The 15,806-nt window shown below is 71.7% G+C and carries 15 protein-coding genes; 12 read left to right on the top strand and 3 right to left on the bottom strand.

Features of this window, described 5'->3' with window-relative positions; translation table 11 throughout:
- Positions 1-17 precede the first annotated feature (17 nt).
- Both BM288_RS00840 and dxr read left to right on the top strand, forming a co-directional pair.
- Positions 18-530: an OsmC family protein gene (locus tag BM288_RS00840; protein WP_092914959.1), complete on the top strand. Its 513-nt coding sequence runs from the start codon at positions 18-20 to the stop codon at positions 528-530.
- Positions 527-1,633, top strand: a complete 1,107-nt coding sequence (dxr, locus tag BM288_RS00835) for a 1-deoxy-D-xylulose-5-phosphate reductoisomerase (protein WP_092914957.1) — start codon at positions 527-529, stop codon at positions 1,631-1,633. The genes BM288_RS00840 and dxr overlap by 4 nt, the downstream gene beginning before the upstream one ends.
- Here the strand turns inward: dxr and BM288_RS00830 are convergent.
- A complete protein-coding gene (locus BM288_RS00830; protein WP_092914955.1) occupies positions 1,630-2,313 on the bottom strand; it encodes a hypothetical protein in 684 nt (227 codons plus the stop codon). The two genes, dxr and BM288_RS00830, sit on opposite strands and share 4 nt — an antisense overlap.
- Before the next feature lie 47 nt (positions 2,314-2,360).
- On the opposite strand from BM288_RS00830, the gene BM288_RS00825 reads away from it, so the two are divergent.
- Positions 2,361-3,689, top strand: a complete 1,329-nt coding sequence (locus BM288_RS00825) for a M50 family metallopeptidase (RefSeq protein WP_092914953.1) — start codon at positions 2,361-2,363, stop codon at positions 3,687-3,689.
- A gap of 156 nt (positions 3,690-3,845) precedes the next feature.
- On the opposite strand, the gene BM288_RS00820 is transcribed toward BM288_RS00825, so the two are convergent.
- Positions 3,846-4,739: a ribonuclease HI family protein gene (locus BM288_RS00820; protein ID WP_318255253.1), complete on the bottom strand. Its 894-nt coding sequence runs from the start codon at positions 4,737-4,739 to the stop codon at positions 3,846-3,848.
- 58 nt (positions 4,740-4,797) lie between these two features.
- Between BM288_RS00820 and ispG the strand changes: the two genes are divergently transcribed.
- From ispG to BM288_RS00775, 9 genes are all read left to right on the top strand, one after another.
- On the top strand, positions 4,798-5,940 hold the full coding sequence (ispG, locus tag BM288_RS00815) for a flavodoxin-dependent (E)-4-hydroxy-3-methylbut-2-enyl-diphosphate synthase (RefSeq protein WP_092914949.1): 1,143 nt from the start codon (positions 4,798-4,800) through the stop codon (positions 5,938-5,940).
- A gap of 1 nt (position 5,941) precedes the next feature.
- Positions 5,942-7,246, top strand: a complete 1,305-nt coding sequence (locus BM288_RS00810) for an MFS transporter (protein WP_092914947.1) — start codon at positions 5,942-5,944, stop codon at positions 7,244-7,246.
- Between the two features lie 128 nt (positions 7,247-7,374).
- Complete coding sequence (locus tag BM288_RS00805) at positions 7,375-8,382, top strand: AAA family ATPase (protein WP_092914945.1); 1,008 nt, start codon at positions 7,375-7,377, stop codon at positions 8,380-8,382.
- A 4-nt stretch (positions 8,383-8,386) separates the two neighbouring features.
- A complete protein-coding gene (locus BM288_RS00800) occupies positions 8,387-9,280 on the top strand; it encodes a DUF58 domain-containing protein (protein WP_092914943.1) in 894 nt (297 codons plus the stop codon).
- Positions 9,267-9,767 carry a hypothetical protein gene (locus BM288_RS00795; RefSeq protein WP_092914941.1) on the top strand — a complete coding sequence of 167 codons (501 nt, stop codon included), beginning with the start codon at positions 9,267-9,269 and terminating at the stop codon, positions 9,765-9,767. The genes BM288_RS00800 and BM288_RS00795 overlap by 14 nt, the downstream gene beginning before the upstream one ends.
- Positions 9,758-10,747 (top strand): vWA domain-containing protein, encoded by a 990-nt coding sequence (locus tag BM288_RS00790; protein WP_143102961.1) that lies wholly within the window; start codon positions 9,758-9,760, stop codon positions 10,745-10,747. The genes BM288_RS00795 and BM288_RS00790 overlap by 10 nt, the downstream gene beginning before the upstream one ends.
- Positions 10,747-11,739, top strand: coding sequence for a VWA domain-containing protein (locus BM288_RS00785; protein WP_318255318.1), 993 nt, complete (start codon positions 10,747-10,749; stop codon positions 11,737-11,739). Before BM288_RS00790 ends, BM288_RS00785 begins: the two co-directional genes overlap by 1 nt.
- Positions 11,736-12,494, top strand: coding sequence for a hypothetical protein (locus tag BM288_RS00780; RefSeq protein ID WP_092914935.1), 759 nt, complete (start codon positions 11,736-11,738; stop codon positions 12,492-12,494). The genes BM288_RS00785 and BM288_RS00780 overlap by 4 nt, the downstream gene beginning before the upstream one ends.
- A gap of 18 nt (positions 12,495-12,512) precedes the next feature.
- A complete protein-coding gene (locus BM288_RS00775; protein ID WP_092914933.1) occupies positions 12,513-14,276 on the top strand; it encodes a proline--tRNA ligase in 1,764 nt (587 codons plus the stop codon).
- Here BM288_RS00775 and BM288_RS00770 read toward each other — a convergent pair.
- Complete coding sequence (locus BM288_RS00770; RefSeq protein ID WP_092914931.1) at positions 14,273-15,757, bottom strand: alanine/glycine:cation symporter family protein; 1,485 nt, start codon at positions 15,755-15,757, stop codon at positions 14,273-14,275. The two genes, BM288_RS00775 and BM288_RS00770, sit on opposite strands and share 4 nt — an antisense overlap.
- Between the last annotated feature and the right edge of the window lie 49 nt (positions 15,758-15,806).

Below are 15,806 nucleotides of genomic sequence, written 5' to 3'. Positions count from 1 at the left end.
CGGCATAGGGTGGCGGCATGCCTATGCAGCACGCCTATGCCGTCGAGGTCGAGTGGACCGGAGCGGGCGATCAGGGCACCGCCACCTACCGCTCCTACACGCGCGATCACGTCGTGCGCATCGACGGGCTGCCCGACATCCTGGGCTCGAGCGACAAGACCTTCCGCGGTGACGCGAAGCGCCACAACCCCGAGCAGCTGCTGCTGACGGCGCTCGCGCAGTGCCACATGCTCAGCTACCTGCACCAGGCCGCCAGCCGCGGCATCGTCGTCACCGCCTACCGCGACCAGGCGACCGCGACGATGGAGACCGCAGGCACCGGCGGCCGCTTCACGAGCGCGCTGCTGCGCCCGGTGGTGACGATCACGGATGCGTCCCAGGCCGAGGACGCGCTGGACGCGCACGGGCACGCGTCCGAGGACTGCTTCATCGCCGCATCCGTCGCCTTCCCGGTGCTGCACGAGCCGACCATCCTGGTCGCCGGCGAGGTCGTCGCGGGCGGGCCCGATGGGGACGGCGGCGCGGCATGAGCCCCTCCAGCAGCACGGGCCAGCGCCGCCGCGTCATCCTGCTCGGCTCCACCGGCTCGATCGGCGTGCAGACGCTCGACGTCATCCGCGCCAACCCGAACCGCTTCGAGGTCGTCGGCCTCATCGCCGGCAGCGATCGGGCGGGCCTCGACGCCCAGCAGGCCGAGTTCGGCGGCGAGGCGGCACTGGGGGCGGATGCGGCAGTCACCATGATCGAGTCGGTCGAGGCCGACGTCGTGGTCAACGGCATCACCGGCTCGGTCGGGCTCGCGCCCACGCTCGCCGCGATCGATGCCGGCCGCACCCTTGCGCTCGCCAACAAGGAATCGCTCATCGCCGGCGGCGACCTGGTCATGGCGCGCGCGCAGCCCGGCCAGATCGTGCCGGTGGACTCTGAGCACTCGGCCATCGCGCAGTGCCTGCGCGCCGGAGACCACGCCGAGGTGCGCAGGCTCGTGCTCACCGCATCCGGTGGACCCTTCCGGGGCTGGAGCCGCCAGCGGATGGCGGATGTGTCACCGGCGGATGCGCTCGCGCACCCCACGTGGGACATGGGGCCGATGGTCACGACCAACTCGGCCACGATGGTCAACAAGGGCCTCGAGGTGATCGAGGCCCACCTGCTGTTCGACGTGCCGCTCGAGCGCATCGACGTGACCGTGCACCCGCAGTCGATCGTGCACTCGATGGTCGAGTTCATCGATGGCTCGACGATCGTGCAGGCCTCGCCACCCGACATGCGGCTGCCGCTCTCGCTCGGGCTCGACTGGCCGCACCGCATCGCAGAGGTGGGCACGCCGCTCGACTGGACGACCGCGTCGAGCTGGGAGTTCGAGCCGCTCGACGAGGAGGCCTTCCCCGCCGTGGCGCTCGCGAAGCGCGTCGGCCGGGCGGGCTCGACGTTCCCCGCGGTGTTCAACGCCGCGAACGAGCAGGCGGTCACGGCCTTCCACCTGGGCGAGATCGGCTTCCTCGACATCATCCCCACCATCGAGCGGGTGCTCGAGCAGCACGAGCCGGGGGAGCTGACGCTCGAGACGGTGCTCGCCGCCGAGCGCTGGGCGCGCCGCGCCGCCGACGAGGCCGCCGGCGTGAACCGCTAGCGGGGGAGCACCACCACCTCGACGTCCGCGTCGTCGATCGCCGCCACCACGGCGCCCGCGTCGTCCCACCAGCGCGCGTAGTGATCGGGGTCGAGGTTGATCTGCACCCCGTGCGCGACGCGCGTCGGGGCCAGCTGCTCGCGGCCCTCGAGCTTCGCGAGCGCCCGGTAGAAGAGCACGGCCGAGCCGTACGCATCCATTCGGATCTCGTAGTCGCCCCAGCCGGTGCGCTGCTGGAAGAGGCCGCGCGAGTCGGGGCCGGCGTCGTCGCCGTGGTCGACCACCCGCAGGCTCGACTCGCCCATCGCCGTCATCACGCCGATCCGCACGTCGCGCTCTGAGAGCCCCAGGTCGCGGCCCGCCTGCACGACGATGGCGGCGTTCGCCAGCTGCCCACCGCTCCAGCCGGCGACCGAGCGCGGCAGCTCGCCCTCGACGCGCGCCGTCTGCGCGACCGGATCGGGCGCGGGGCGGGTGATCGCCCAGGCGAGCAGCACCACCAGCAGCAGTCCGATCGCGCCCAGCACGATCGCCCGGCCGTCGAGCCGCGAGGCGGGCACGCGCTCGGCGACGGGCCGGCGCGCACCTGCACCGGTGCCCGCGCGGCCGCGACGGGTGCCGCCGCGCGGCGTGGCGGGACGGCGCGCAGCTGCGCGACGCGATGCTGGGCTGCCGGACATGCTCGCCAGCGTAGGCACATTGCCTATGGCACTAGCCTTGACGCTCGATGGAAGCCGTCCTCCTCTACATCGTGGGCGTGCTCGTCGTCGTCGTCGGCCTGGCCGTCTCGATCGGCCTGCACGAGCTCGGGCACCTGTGGCCCGCGAAGCTCTTCGGCGTGCGCGTCGGCCAGTGGATGATCGGCTTCGGGCCGACCATCTTCTCGTTCCGCAGGGGCGAGACCGAGTACGGCATGAAGTGGATCCCGCTCGGCGGCTACATCTCCATGTCGGGCATGTTCCCGCCGCTGCGGCCAGGCGGTGAGTCGCGGGATGCGTCCACGGGCTTCCTCGACACGCTCGTGCAGGATGCGCGTGACTCGAGCGCCGACACGATCCACGAGGGCGAGGAGGAGCGGGCGTTCTGGCGCCTGGCCACCTGGAAGCGCATCGTGATCATGCTCGGCGGCCCGACCATGAACCTGCTGATCGCCATCGTCGCCTACGGCGTCGTGCTGTGCGGCTTCGGCATCGCCGTGCCCTCGACCACGATCGCGAGCGTCTCGGAGTGCGTCATCGCCGCATCCGCCGACCGCACCGACTGCGAGGCGAGCGACCCGCTCGCGCCGGCCGCAGAGGCGGGCATCGAGCCGGGCGACCGGATCGTCTCGATCGCCGGCCAGCCGATCGACCGCTGGGACGACATCCAGGGCGCGATCCGCGAGCTCGGCGGCGAGCGCGTGCCGTTCGTCGTCGAGCGCGACGGGGCGGAGATGACGCTCGAGGTCGCCCCGCTGCCGAGCGAGCGCTACGTCTTCGACGACGCCGGCCAGATGGTCGAGGTGGACGGCGAGCCGCTCACCGAGACCGTCGGCTTCGTCGGCATCGGCCCGCGCTACGAGGTCGAGCAGCAGCCTGTCAGCGCCGTGCTGCCCGCCGTCGGCGACAACGTCGTGCGGGTGGGCGAGCTCATCATCACCCTGCCGCAGCGGCTCGTCGACGTGGCGGAGGCCGCGTTCGGACCGGGGGAGCGCGACCCGAACGGACCGATGTCGGTCGTCGGCGTCGGCCGCATGGCGGGCGAGATCGCGGCGCTCGACCAGGTGCCCGTGCTCGAGCGGATCAGCGCCATGGTGCAGCTGATCGCGAGCCTCAACGTAGCGCTGTTCGTGTTCAACCTCATCCCGCTCATGCCGCTCGACGGCGGCCACGTGCTGGGCGCGATCGTCGATGCGGTGCGGCGCGGATGGGCGAAGCTGCGCGGGAAGGTCGCAACACCGCTGGACACGGCCAAGTGGGTGCCGGTGACCCTCGCGGTGACCGCGGTGCTCGGCGTCATGAGCGCGCTGCTGATCTACGCCGACATCGTCAAGCCGATCAGCGTCTTCGGCGGGTAGCGCGCGCCTGCGCGTCTCGAGCGGAGGAGAGATTCGGGATCCGGCGCCAGCCGAGGAGAAATCGTCCTCTCCCGGAGACATCTCCTCTGCTCGCGACCTGCGGGTGGCCTTCCACGGCGCGAGATCGCCGCGGGGGAGGCGCGACCGCTCGGGCGGCTACTGCTCGCGGGTGCCCTGGTGGAAGCGCTGGCGCCAGCGGCCGCCGGTGCGCACCCAGAGGCTGCTGCGCAGCGCCGGCTCGTCGCCGGCCGAGCGCCAGAGGATGAGCAGCGTGTCGTCGCCGAGCTCGTGGGTGGCGAGCAGCTCGAGCTCGACCGGCGAGGGCAGCGGCGCGATCTCGGCGAGCAGCTCGTCGCGGCTCCAGCGCCGGCCGGAGACGCCGATCTCCTCCCACTCAGGGTGCAGCAGCGCCGCGACCGAGGCCGGGTCGGCACGCACCTCATCGCTCAGCAGCGAGCGCTCGAGCCGCACGACCTCCGCCTCCGCAGGCGCGTCGGTGAGGAAGTCGAAGCCGTCGAAGAGATCGGGGGAGTGCACGGGCGCGGCGGGCGCGGGCGCCGGCGCAGCCGCGCTCGTGACGCCGCCGAACCCGGGTCCCGCATCCGGCACCTTGCCCCGCTGGTAGGCGGCGGCCGCGCCGTTCGCGAGCCGGTCGGCGGCCTCGTTGAGCTCGTGACCCGCGTGGCCCTTCACCCACTCGAACGTCACGACGCCGCCCGCAGCCCGGCGCTCGGTCATGAGCCGGTCGAGCTCCTGCATGAGCTCGACGTTCATCACCGGCTTGCCGTCGGCCTTCTTCCAGCCCTTGCGCTTCCAGCCCGGCATCCACTGCGTGATCGCCTTGATGACGTACTGGCTGTCGCACAGGATGTGCAGCTCGTCGACGCCGCCGGACTGCTGCAGCAGGTCGATGACGGCCGAGAGCTCACCGATGTTGTTCGTGCCCTGGCGCTGGCCGCCGGCGGCCCAGCGGGCCTCGTCGATGTACCAGGCCCAGCCGGTGGGGCCGGGGTTGCCGAGGGAGGAGCCGTCTGCCGCTGCGGTGATCACCCGTCGATCCTGCCAGGCCGCGTCCGCGCTCATCGCCGCGGCGCGTAGTCTTGATGCCATGGCAGCCATCAACCTCGGCAAGCCCGAGTCGCTCACGCTCGCGCCCCGCCGCAAGAGCCGGCAGATCAAGGTCGGCAAGGTGCTCGTCGGCGGCGACGCGCCGGTCTCGGTGCAGTCGATGACCACGACCAAGACCACCGACATCAACGCGACGCTGCAGCAGATCGCCGAGCTCACCGCCACCGGCTGCGACATCGTGCGCGTCGCGGTGCCGAGCCAGGACGACGCCGATGTGCTCCACATCATCGCGAAGAAGAGCCAGATCCCGGTGATCGCCGACATCCACTTCCAGCCGAAGTACGTCTTCCAGGCCATCGACGCCGGCTGCGCCGCCGTGCGCGTCAACCCGGGCAACATCCGCAAGTTCGACGACAAGGTCGGCGAGATCGCCAAGGCCGCGAAGGACGCCGGCACGAGCCTGCGCATCGGCGTCAACGCCGGCAGCCTCGACCCGCGCCTGCTCCAGAAGTACGGCAAGGCCACCCCCGAGGCGCTCGTCGAGTCGGCGGTCTGGGAGGCGAGCCTGTTCGAGGAGCACGACTTCCACGACTTCAAGATCTCGGTCAAGCACCACGACCCGGTGGTGATGGTGAAGACCTACCGGCAGCTCGCCGAGCGCGGCGACTGGCCGCTGCACCTGGGCGTGACCGAGGCGGGCCCGGCCTTCCAGGGCACGATCAAGTCGGCGACCGCGTTCGGCATCCTGCTCGCCGAGGGCATCGGCGACACCATCCGCGTCTCGCTCTCGGCCCCGCCGGTCGAGGAGATCAAGGTGGGCATGCAGATCCTGCAGTCGCTGGGGCTGCGCGAGAAGAAGCTCGAGATCGTCTCCTGCCCGTCGTGCGGCCGCGCGCAGGTCGACGTCTACACGCTCGCGGAGGACGTCACCGAGGGCCTCAAGGATGTGCAGATCCCGCTGCGCGTCGCCGTGATGGGATGCGTCGTCAACGGTCCCGGCGAGGCCCGCGAGGCCGACCTCGGGGTCGCCTCGGGCAACGGCAAGGGGCAGATCTTCATCAAGGGCGAGGTCGTCAAGACCGTGCCGGAGGCCGACATCGTCGCCACCCTGATCGAGGAGGCGCGCCGCATCGCCGACGAGCAGGGCCTGCCGGCCGGCGAGGCCGAGGTCGTCACGGTCTGACATGAGCCAGTCGCCGGGTGAACCACCGCGCGCCCAGCCCGCTCCCGACGGGGCTGCAGACGAGACCGCGCTGAGCGTCGGGCTGCAGCCCGAGGCGGCCGCGGATCGGCCGCACCCCGCGCAGGGCCGCACGCTCGTGGTGCTCTCGGTCGCGCAGGCGCTCGGCGGCCTCTCCAACGGCGTCGCGCTCGGCGTCGGCTCGCTGCTGGTCGAGCAGGTCACCGGTCGCGCGGAGCTCGCCGGCCTCGCCGCCACGCTGCTGACGCTGGGCGGCGCCGGGCTCGCGGTGCCGCTGGCGCGACTGGCGCAGCGGCGCGGCCGCCGCATCGCGCTGACGACCGGCACGCTGCTGGCGCTCGCCGGCGCCGTGATCCTCGCCGTCGGCGGTTCGCTCGACTCGCCGCTGCTCGTGCTGCCGGGCTTCTTCGTGCTCGGCGGCGCGATGGCCGTGAACCTCCAGTCGCGCTTCGCCGCGACCGATCTCTCCACGCCCCGCCATCGCGGCCGCGACCTGTCGCTCGTCGTGTGGATGACGACCATCGGCGTGGTCATCGGCCCGAACCTCATCGGCCCCGGCGATGCGCTCGGGCTGGCGCTCGGGCTGCCGCACCTGGTCGGCGCATACGTCATCTCGGCCGTCGCGATGGCGATCACCGCCGCCGTCCTGTGGGTGCTGCTGCGACCGGATCCGCTGCTGGAGAGCCGCGTCGGCCTGCCCCCGCAGACCGAGCGGCCGCGCCTGCGCCTGCGCGCGCATCCGCGTGCCCTCGCCGCCGTGATCGCGGTCGCTGCCGCCCATTCGACGATGGTCGGCGTCATGGCGCTCACCCCCGTGCACCTCGACCACGCCGGCCAGCACCTGGGCGTCATCGGCTTCACGATGAGCGCGCACACCGCCGGCATGTACGCGCTCTCGCCGCTGTTCGGGTGGCTCACCGACCGCGTCGGCGCCCGCGCGACCGTGCTCACCGGCGCCGTCATCCTGCTGCTCGCGATCGCGGCGAACCTCGCCCTGCCCGCCAGCCTCGCGCCCATCGGGCTGGCGCTGCTGGGTCTGGGCTGGAGCGCCGCGACCGTCGCCGGGTCGACGCTGGTCGCCGCAGCGGTCGAGCTGCCGCTGCGCCCGGCGCTGCAGGGCCGATCGGATCTCGTGATGGGGCTGTGCGCGGCCGCCGCCGGGGCCGCTGCCGGCCCGATCCTGGGCGTGGTCGGCTACGCCGGGCTGAACCTCGCGATGCTGCCGGTGATCGCGGCGCTGGTGGTCGCGGCCATCCTGGCCACGCGCGTGCGTGACCGTGCCGCATGAGCGGCACACCGCATCCGCTCACGCAATCTCCAGAGTGCTGATCGCGTGAGCAGATACCGTGACCGGGGCGAGAGCCCGTCAGAGCATGCCCGGCAGCGGCCGCGGCGACCGACCGCGAGGAGCGACGCGTGACCCAAGCAGTGCCCGGCAGGGATCCGATCACGCCCGAGGAGCTCGAGCGGGCCAAGACGATCATCCGCTCGATCGAGCAGGCCTTCCAGTCGACCGTCGTCGGCCAGCACCAGCTGCTGCGCTCGCTGCTGGTCGCGCTGCTGACCGGCGGCCACGTGCTGATGGAGTCGGTGCCGGGCCTGGCGAAGACGACCGCCGCGGCGACGCTCGCGCGCGCGGTCTCGGCCTCGTTCCACCGCATCCAGTGCACGCCCGACCTGCTGCCCAGCGACATCGTCGGCACGCAGATCTACAACCAGCACTCGGGCGAGTTCCGCACCCAGCTGGGCCCGGTGCACGCCAACTTCGTGCTGCTCGACGAGATCAACCGCTCGAGCGCCAAGACGCAGTCGGCGATGCTCGAGGCGATGCAGGAGCGGCAGACCTCCATCGGCGGCGAGACCTTCCCGCTGCCCTCGCCGTTCCTCGTGCTCGCGACCCAGAACCCGATCGAGCAGGAGGGCACCTACACGCTGCCCGAGGCGCAGCTCGACCGCTTCCTGCTGAAGGAGATCCTCACCTACCCCTCGCCGACCGAGGAGGCCGAGATCGTGCGCCGCGCGGAGGCGGGCGTCTTCGACGACGACCACGACAAGCCGGTCGTCTCGCTCGAGGAGGTGCGGTTCCTGCAGGGGCTCGTCAAGCGCGTCTACGTCGACCAGGCGATCACCAACTACGTCGTGCAGCTCATGTACGTGACGCGGCACGCGGAGGACTACATCGGCGCGCAGCTGGCCGGCTACATCGAGTACGGTGCCAGCCCGCGCGGCTCGCTGTCGTTCTCGCAGGCCTCGCGCGCGCTCGCGCTCGTGCAGGGCCGCGACTGGGTCATCCCGGAGGACGTCAAGGACCTGCGGCACGCCGTGCTGCGCCACCGCATGATCCTCGGCTACGAGGCGGAGGCCGACGGCGTCACGAGCGAGCAGATCATCGACGCCATCTTCGGCGCAGTGCGGACCCCGTAGCGCCGTGACGACCCAGCGGCGGCTGCGCAAGGTGAAGACGACCATGTCGATTCACGCGCATCGCCGTACCCTCGAGCTGCTCGACGGGGAGTACGCCTCGATCCACCACGGCCGCAGCCACGACTTCGACGACCTGCGCGAGTACCAGCCGGGCGACGAGGTCAAGGACATCGACTGGAAGGCGACCGCGCGCAGCCACGTGCCGCTCGTCAAGCGCTACATCGCCTCGCGCCAGCACAACGTGCTGCTGGTGGTGGACTCCGGCCGCAACATGGCGGCCATCGCGGAGTCGGGGGAGTCGAAGCGCGAGCTCGCGATCCTGGTCGCCGGCGTGCTGGGCTACCTCGCCACCCGCCACGGCGACCGCGTCGCGCTGCTGATGGGCGACCAGGAGCGGCGGCAGGACATGCAGGAGGGCGGCAGCGAGTCGCACCTCGAGCGCATGCTGCGGCGCATCGACGAGGCGATCTCGGTCGAGGGCCCGCGCTCGAACCTGGCGGCGGTGCTCGAGCATGCCGTGCGGCGGATGCGTCGACGCTCCTTGATCGTGGTGGTCGCCGACGACCTGGCCTACACGCACGACCTCGACGTGCACCTGGGCCGGCTGCACGCCAGGCACGAGGTGCTGTGGGTGTCGATCGGCGACGCCGACCTGATGTCGCGCGCGGGCGACCACCGCGAGCTCGTCGGCGTCGACACCGGCGCCGGCCTGCCCGCCTTCCTGCGGCGCGATCGCGGGCTGCGGAAGGCCTTCGACGGCGCCAGCGCAGAGCGCCGGGAGCGGCTCGAGACGGGCCTGCGCACCCTGGGCATCGCATCCGCTCGCATCGCCTCGACCGAGACCGCCATCGGCTCGCTGTTCACGCTGCTCGAGAGGCACCGCCGTGCGCGCCGCTGAAGCCGCAGCCGGGCTGGCCATGCTGCCCGCCCCCGACACCTACGGCCCCTTCGGCTACTGGCCGTGGTGGGTGCTGGGCGCCAGCGCGCTGCTGCTGGTGATCGCGCTGTACGCCTTCTCGTGGCTGTGGACGCGGCCGCGCGGCATCCTCACGCCGCCACCGCCGCCGCCCGTGCCGATCGACGTGCGCAGCGTGAAGCAGAAGTACCTCGGCATGATCGACGAGGTGGTCGCCGAGCACCAGGCGGGCGAGCTCGACCCGCGCGAGCTCTCGCAGCGGCTCAGCCTCGTGCTGCGCTTCTTCGCCCACGAGTCGACCGGCGTGGTGGCAGAGGTGATGACGCTGCGCGACCTGGGCGAGGCTGACCTGCCCTCGGTCGAGGGCGCCGTCTCGCAGTACTACCCCTCGTCGTTCCGCCGCGCCGCCAGGCACGACCCCGACGCCGCGATCGCCTCGGCCCGGCAGGTGGTGGCGACATGGATGTGATGCTGCTGTGGCCGTGGATGCTCGCCCTCGCGGGCGTCGTGGCGGTGGTGCTCGCCGTGCTCGGCCTGTGGCTGCCGCGTCATCGCCGCGACCGGGGCCTGCCGGTCGCGCACGTCGATCGCATGACCGGGCTCGCCGCGTTCCGCGGTGCGTTGCTGCGCTACCGGCTGTGGATCGGCGGCGCCCTGCTCGCCTCGGTCGTGGGTGCGCTCGTCGCCGGCGCGGTCGCGGCGCGGCCCTCCGGCATCCACGCCAACCAGGAGGACGACTACAAGCGCGACATCATGCTGTGCCTGGACGTCTCCGGCTCGATGGTCGACGTGGATGCCGAGATCCTCGGCGTCTACCAGCAGATCGCGGCCGGGCTCGACGGCGAGCGCATCGGCATGCGCATCTTCGACGCGTCGAGCGTCATGTCGTTCCCGCTCACGAGCGACTACGACTACATCGCCGAGCAGCTGGGCCGCTACGAGCGGGCGCTGAACGGCACGCTCGGGCCCGACGAGCAGTTCAACTACCTCGCCGGCACCGCCAGCGGCCTGGGCGCCTCGCTGGTGGGCGACGGGCTCGCCTCCTGCGTGCTCGACTTCGCCGACCTGGAGGCCAGCGAGCGGCCGCGCTCGATCATCCTCGCCACCGACAACATGGTGAACGGGCAGCAGATCTTCTCGCTGCCGCAGGCGGGGCAGCTCGCCGTCGACCACGAGGTGCGCGTGTACGCCATCAACCCGTTCGACTGGGGCGGCGACCCGGTCTCGCAGGAGCTGCGCGAGACGGCCGAGGGCACCGGCGGCGCCTACTTCCCGCTCGACTTCGCCCAGACCGTGCCGCAGATCGTCGACCGGGTGAACGCCATCGAGGCCGGCTACATCGAGACGCCGCCGCAGATCCAGGTGGTCGACCGGCCGGGCGCCCTGCCGCTGGTCGTGCTGGTCGTGGTCGCCGCCGTCTGCGCTGTCGCTGCGAGGGTGCGCCTGTGATGCTCACCTTCCACCCCACGCTCCCCATCGTCGTCATCGTCGTCGGCGTACTGGCGCTCGGGCTGTGCCTGTGGCAGCTGGTCGCCGCGCGCGGCCGCCGGCTCGCCTGGACCCGCCGCGCCCTGCTGGTGCTGCTGGCCGTCGCGATGGCGTTCCGGCCCGCGCTGCCCGGCGGCGAGGTGCCGACCGCCTCCATCCAGGCGCGCGTGTTCGTGATGATCGACACCTCGCAGTCGGTCGCCGCCGAGGACTGGGGCGCCGAGCCGCGCCTGACCGGCATGCAGGCGGATGTCGTCGAGATCGCCCGCTCGTTCGCCGGTGCCGACATCTCGGTGATCTCCTTCGACTCCCAGGCGAGCCTGCGCGTGCCGCTCACCGACGACGGCTCGGCGGTGATCGAGATGGTGCGGGCGCTGCGGCCCGAGATCGCCCAGCAGTCGCGCGGCACCTCGGTCGCCGCGGCGCACGACCTGCTGCGCACCGAGCTCGAGCGCAGCGAGGCTCAGGATCCGGCCAGTCCCGCCGTCGTCTTCTACCTCGGCGACGGCGAGCACACGGCCGAGGAGGAGCCGCAGTCGTTCGACGACCTCGCGGGTCAGGTCGATCGCGGGCTGGTGCTGGGCTACGGCACCGAGCAGGGCGGCCGCATGCGGGTGTCGAGCTTCGACGCCGGCGAGCAGCAGCAGTACCTGCAGGATCCGGCCGGCGGCGACGCGATCAGCCGCATCGACGAGGACAGGCTGCGCGGCATCGCCGACCAGCTCGGCATCACCTACCTGCACCGGGCGTCCGGTCTGCCGCTCGAGGATGCCCTGGGCCCGATGGCGGCGCTCGACGGCGAGGCGAACCTCGACCGCACCGAGGAGGCGCGTCTCGAGGTCGCCTGGGTCTTCGGCATCCCCATCGCGCTGCTGCTCGCCTGGGAGGGCTTCAGCCTCGCCCGCTCGCTGCGCACCACCAGCGGCATCCTGCCGAAGGGGGCGAATCGATGAAGCGCCTCTTCCGCCGCCGGGTGGTCACCGACGACCAGCGCCGCACGCTGCGCTGGTGGCTGACGCTCGGGCTCATCCCGTTCGCGCTGGCCGCCGTCATCCTGGCGACGAAGCTCATCAGCGTCAACGTGCTGAGCGAGACGGCGATCGACCGCTTCGAGTCGCGCGCCTACTCGCAGGGCGCGGAGGCGGCGCGCGGGCTGGAGGCCTGGAACTGGACCGAGCCGTGGAAGGCGCCGTTCGCGGTCGGCGTGAACCTCACGATGGCGGGCACGCTCGAAGAGGGCCGCGCCAAGATCGAGGAGGCGATCGCCCTGCACGGCGAGCCCACGACGGCGCCGCAGATGCACGAGCACTGCGTCATGATCGCCTCGCTCGTGACGGCGATCGAGAAGCAGGGCGACGTGGCGCGCGAGGCGGAGGACACGCAGGCGGCCAACGGCTTCTACAACGAGGCGCTCGCGCTCATCGCGGCCCAGCCCGACGGCTGCATCGACACGCCCCTTCCCGGCGAGGCCGACACGGCTGCGCAGTTCGAGGCCGCGGTGCCGCGCATCGAGGAGAAGATCGAGGACGAGTCGTCGCAGGACGGCGAGGGCGAAGGGGAGGGGGAGAGCGAGGGCGGCGAGCAGACGCCCCAGGATCAGCTCGAGGAGCAGAACCAGGAGGCGCAGGAGGAGCAGCAGCAGCAGGACCAGTACGACGAGGGCGACGAGCCCGGCGGCGGCGGCCCGAGCGTCGAGCAGCCTTGGTGAGTCTCTAGACTCGCAAGGGTGATCCGCCTCTCCCAGCTCTTCTTCACCACGCTCCGCGAGGACCCGGCCGAGGCCGAGGTCGCCAGCCACCGGCTGCTGCTGCGCGCCGGCTACATCCGCCGCGCCGGCGCCGGCCTCTACTCGTGGCTGCCGCTCGGCCTGCGCGTGCGCCGCAACATCGAGCGCATCGTGCGGGAGGAGATGGAGGCCGTGGGCGCCCAGGAGGTGCTCTTCCCCGGCCTGCTGCCGCGCGAGCCGTACGAGCGCAGCGGCCGCTGGACGGAGTACGGCGACGGCATCTTCACGCTGCAGGACCGCAAGGGGGCCGACCACCTGCTCGCGCCCACGCACGAAGAGGTCTTCACGCTGCTCGTGCAGGATCTGGTCTCGAGCTACAAGTCCCTGCCGCTGACGATCTTCCAGATCCAGGACAAGTACCGCGACGAGGCCCGCCCGCGCGCCGGCCTGCTGCGCGCTCGCGAGTTCACGATGAAGGACGCCTACTCCTTCGACGTGTCCGATGCCGGGCTCGACGCCTCCTACCGGGTGCAGCGCGACGCCTACGAGCGCATCTTCCAGCGCCTCGGGCTCGACTACGTCATCGTCGACGCGGATGCCGGCGCGATGGGCGGCTCGAAGTCTGAGGAGTTCATGCACCCGACGGCCGTCGGCGAGGACACCATTGTGCGCACGGCGGGCGGCTACGCGGCCAACGTCGAGAAGTTCCAGACCGTCGTGCCCGAGCCCATCGCGATCGAGGGCCAGGCGGATGCGGTGGTGCGGGAGACGCCCGACACCCCCACGATCGAGACGCTCGTGGCCGACGCCAATGCGCGCTTCCCCCGCGAGGACGGCCGCGAATGGACGGCCGCCGACACGCTCAAGAACGTCGTGCTGCGCCTCACGCACCCCGACGGCAGCCGCGAGCTCGTCGTCATCGGCCTCCCCGGTGACCGCGGGGTCGACGAGAAGCGCGTGGAGGTCGCGTTCCAGCCGGCCGAGGTCACCGCAGCCGACGAGGACGACTTCGCGGCCAACCCGGGCCTCGTGAAGGGCTACATCGGCCCGTGGTCGGCCTCGGGCGCCGTGCTGGGGGAGAAGGCCGCCACGGGCATCCGCTACCTGCTCGACAAGCGCATCGTCGACGGCACGAGCTGGATCACCGGCGCGAACGAGCCCGGCAAGCACGTCTTCGGGCTGGTCGCGGGCCGCGACTTCGTCGGTGACGGATGGGTCGAGGCCGCCGACGTGCGCGCCGGCGACCCCGCTCCCGACGGCTCCGGACCGGTCACGCTCGAACGCGGCATGGAGGTGGGCCACGTCTTCCAGCTCGGCCGCAAGTTCGCCGACGCGCTCGGCCTCAAGGTGCTCGACGAGAACGGCAAGCTCGTCACCGTCACGATGGGCTCCTACGGCATCGGCGTGACCCGCAACCTCGCCGCCATCGCCGAGATCGCGCGCGATGACAAGGGGCTCATCTGGCCGCGCGAGGTCGCGCCGTTCGACGTGCACGTGGTCGCCACGGGCCGCGACCAGGCCATCTTCGGCGTCGCCGAGACGGTGGTCGCCGAGCTCGAGGCCCGCGGGCTCGAGGTGCTCTTCGACGACCGCCCGAAGGTCTCGCCGGGTGTGAAGTTCGGCGACGCCGAGCTCATCGGCGTGCCGCAGATCGTGATCGTCGGCCGCGACGCCGTCGAGGGCTCCGTCGAGGTCTGGGACCGCGCGACGGGGGAGCGGCAGAAGGTGGAGATCGGCGAGCTCCAGGCGGCGCTGGGGCGCTAGCGCAGGCGCTCTGCCTCTGCCTCGGCCTCGGGGTCGACGACCTCCCACTGGCCGGTGACGGTCTGCTCGTCCTCCCACACCTCGATGCCGCGCACCTCGGGCAGCATGTCGCGGGTGAAGACCGGGTCCCTGCCGGCGCGGCGCTGCTCGTCGTAGTTCTTCAGCACCTTGAACGCGACGCCCGAGAGCAGGCCGATCGCGACCAGGTTGACGATCGCCATCAGGCCCATCAGGAGGTCGGCGGTGTTCCAGATGGTCGCCGTCGCGATCACGGAGCCGCCGACGACGGCGATGACCGCCAGCACGCGGTAGGCCGTCAGCACCCACGGCCGCTCGGTGATGAACTCGATGTTCGACTCGCCGTAGTAGTAGTTGCCGATGATCGACGAGAACGCCAGCAGGAACACGATCACCGACAGCGCGATGCCCGCCCAGTCGCCGAGCTGGCCGGTGAGCGCATCGAAGGTGAGGCCGATGCCGCCCTCGGCGCCGGTGAGGTCCGGCGTCGAGACGAGGATGATGAACGCGGTGATCGAGCAGACCAGGAACGTGTCGAAGTAGACGCCCAGGGTCTGCACGAGGCCCTGCTTCGCGGGGTGCGTGACGGCGGCCGAGGCGCCGGCGTTCGGCGCAGAGCCGAGCCCGGCCTCGTTCGAGAACATGCCGCGCTTGACGCCCTGCATGAGGATCGTGCCGATCGCGCCGCCGGCGACCTGCTGGAACCCGAAGGCGCCGGCGTAGATCTCGCCGAGCACCCGCGGCACCTCGGTGATGTTCATCGCCACGATCATGATGCCGAGGATCAGGTACAGCAGCGCCATCGCGGGCACGAGCGACTCGGTGACCTTCGCGATGCGGCGCACGCCGCCGAAGATGATCAGGGCGGTCAGTATCGCCACCGCGATGCCGAGCGTCCAGGCGAGCCAGGGGGCGTCCGTGCCCACGGTCGAGCTGACCGTCGCGACGATCGTGTTGGCCTGCAGCGACGAGAAGGCGAAGGGGAAGACGGCGATCAGGATGACCGCGAAGAGCACGCCCATCCAGCGCTTCCCGAGGCCGCGCTGCATGTAGTACGCGGGGCCGCCGCGGAAGCCGTCGCTGTAGCGGTGCTTGTAGAGCTGCGCGAGCGTCGACTCGATGAAGGAGGAGGCGCCGCCGACGAAGGCCATCGTCCACATCCAGAATACCGCTCCGGGACCGCCGATGGCGATCGCGGTGGCGACGCCGGCGATGTTGCCGACGCCGACGCGGCTGGCGGCCGAGATCGTGAACGCCTGGAACGAGGAGACCGACTGCGCGCTGCCGTCGCGCGCCTTCGGCGTCTTGTCGCCGAGCACCGTGAACATCGCGGGCAGCAGCCGCAGCTGCACGACGCCGCTGCGCACGGTGAAGTAGATGCCCAATGCCGCGAGGATCGGCAGCACGATCCAGGTCCACCAGAAGTCGCCGGCCGTCAGGATCAGATCGTTGAACGCGTCCACGAGCAGTCACCCTAGACCTATGGCCTGGCTCAGTCCCGGCTCGGGCCGC

Origin of the sequence: Agrococcus baldri, from assembly GCA_900114805.1 — a bacterium.
GTDB classification, from domain to species: Bacteria; Actinomycetota; Actinomycetes; order Actinomycetales; family Microbacteriaceae; genus Agrococcus; species Agrococcus baldri.
The sequence above is the reverse complement of the archived record's forward strand: the minus strand, read 5'-3'. Positions and strand labels throughout refer to the sequence as shown.

What these genes read in the sequence shown, in the direction of transcription:
- BM288_RS00830 (WP_092914955.1), bottom strand. Translation starts at nt 2,313, where the DNA reads ATGTCCGGCAGCCCAGCATCGCGTCGCGCAGCTGCGCGCCGTCCCGCC.
- BM288_RS00825 (WP_092914953.1), top strand. Translation starts at nt 2,361, where the DNA reads ATGGAAGCCGTCCTCCTCTACATCGTGGGCGTGCTCGTCGTCGTCGTC.
- BM288_RS00780 (WP_092914935.1), top strand. Translation starts at nt 11,736, where the DNA reads ATGAAGCGCCTCTTCCGCCGCCGGGTGGTCACCGACGACCAGCGCCGC.
- ispG (WP_092914949.1), top strand. Translation starts at nt 4,798, where the DNA reads ATGGCAGCCATCAACCTCGGCAAGCCCGAGTCGCTCACGCTCGCGCCC.
- BM288_RS00790 (WP_143102961.1), top strand. Translation starts at nt 9,758, where the DNA reads ATGGATGTGATGCTGCTGTGGCCGTGGATGCTCGCCCTCGCGGGCGTC.
- BM288_RS00840 (WP_092914959.1), top strand. Translation starts at nt 18, where the DNA reads ATGCCTATGCAGCACGCCTATGCCGTCGAGGTCGAGTGGACCGGAGCG.
- BM288_RS00785 (WP_318255318.1), top strand. Translation starts at nt 10,747, where the DNA reads ATGCTCACCTTCCACCCCACGCTCCCCATCGTCGTCATCGTCGTCGGC.
- BM288_RS00810 (WP_092914947.1), top strand. Translation starts at nt 5,942, where the DNA reads ATGAGCCAGTCGCCGGGTGAACCACCGCGCGCCCAGCCCGCTCCCGAC.
- dxr (WP_092914957.1), top strand. Translation starts at nt 527, where the DNA reads ATGAGCCCCTCCAGCAGCACGGGCCAGCGCCGCCGCGTCATCCTGCTC.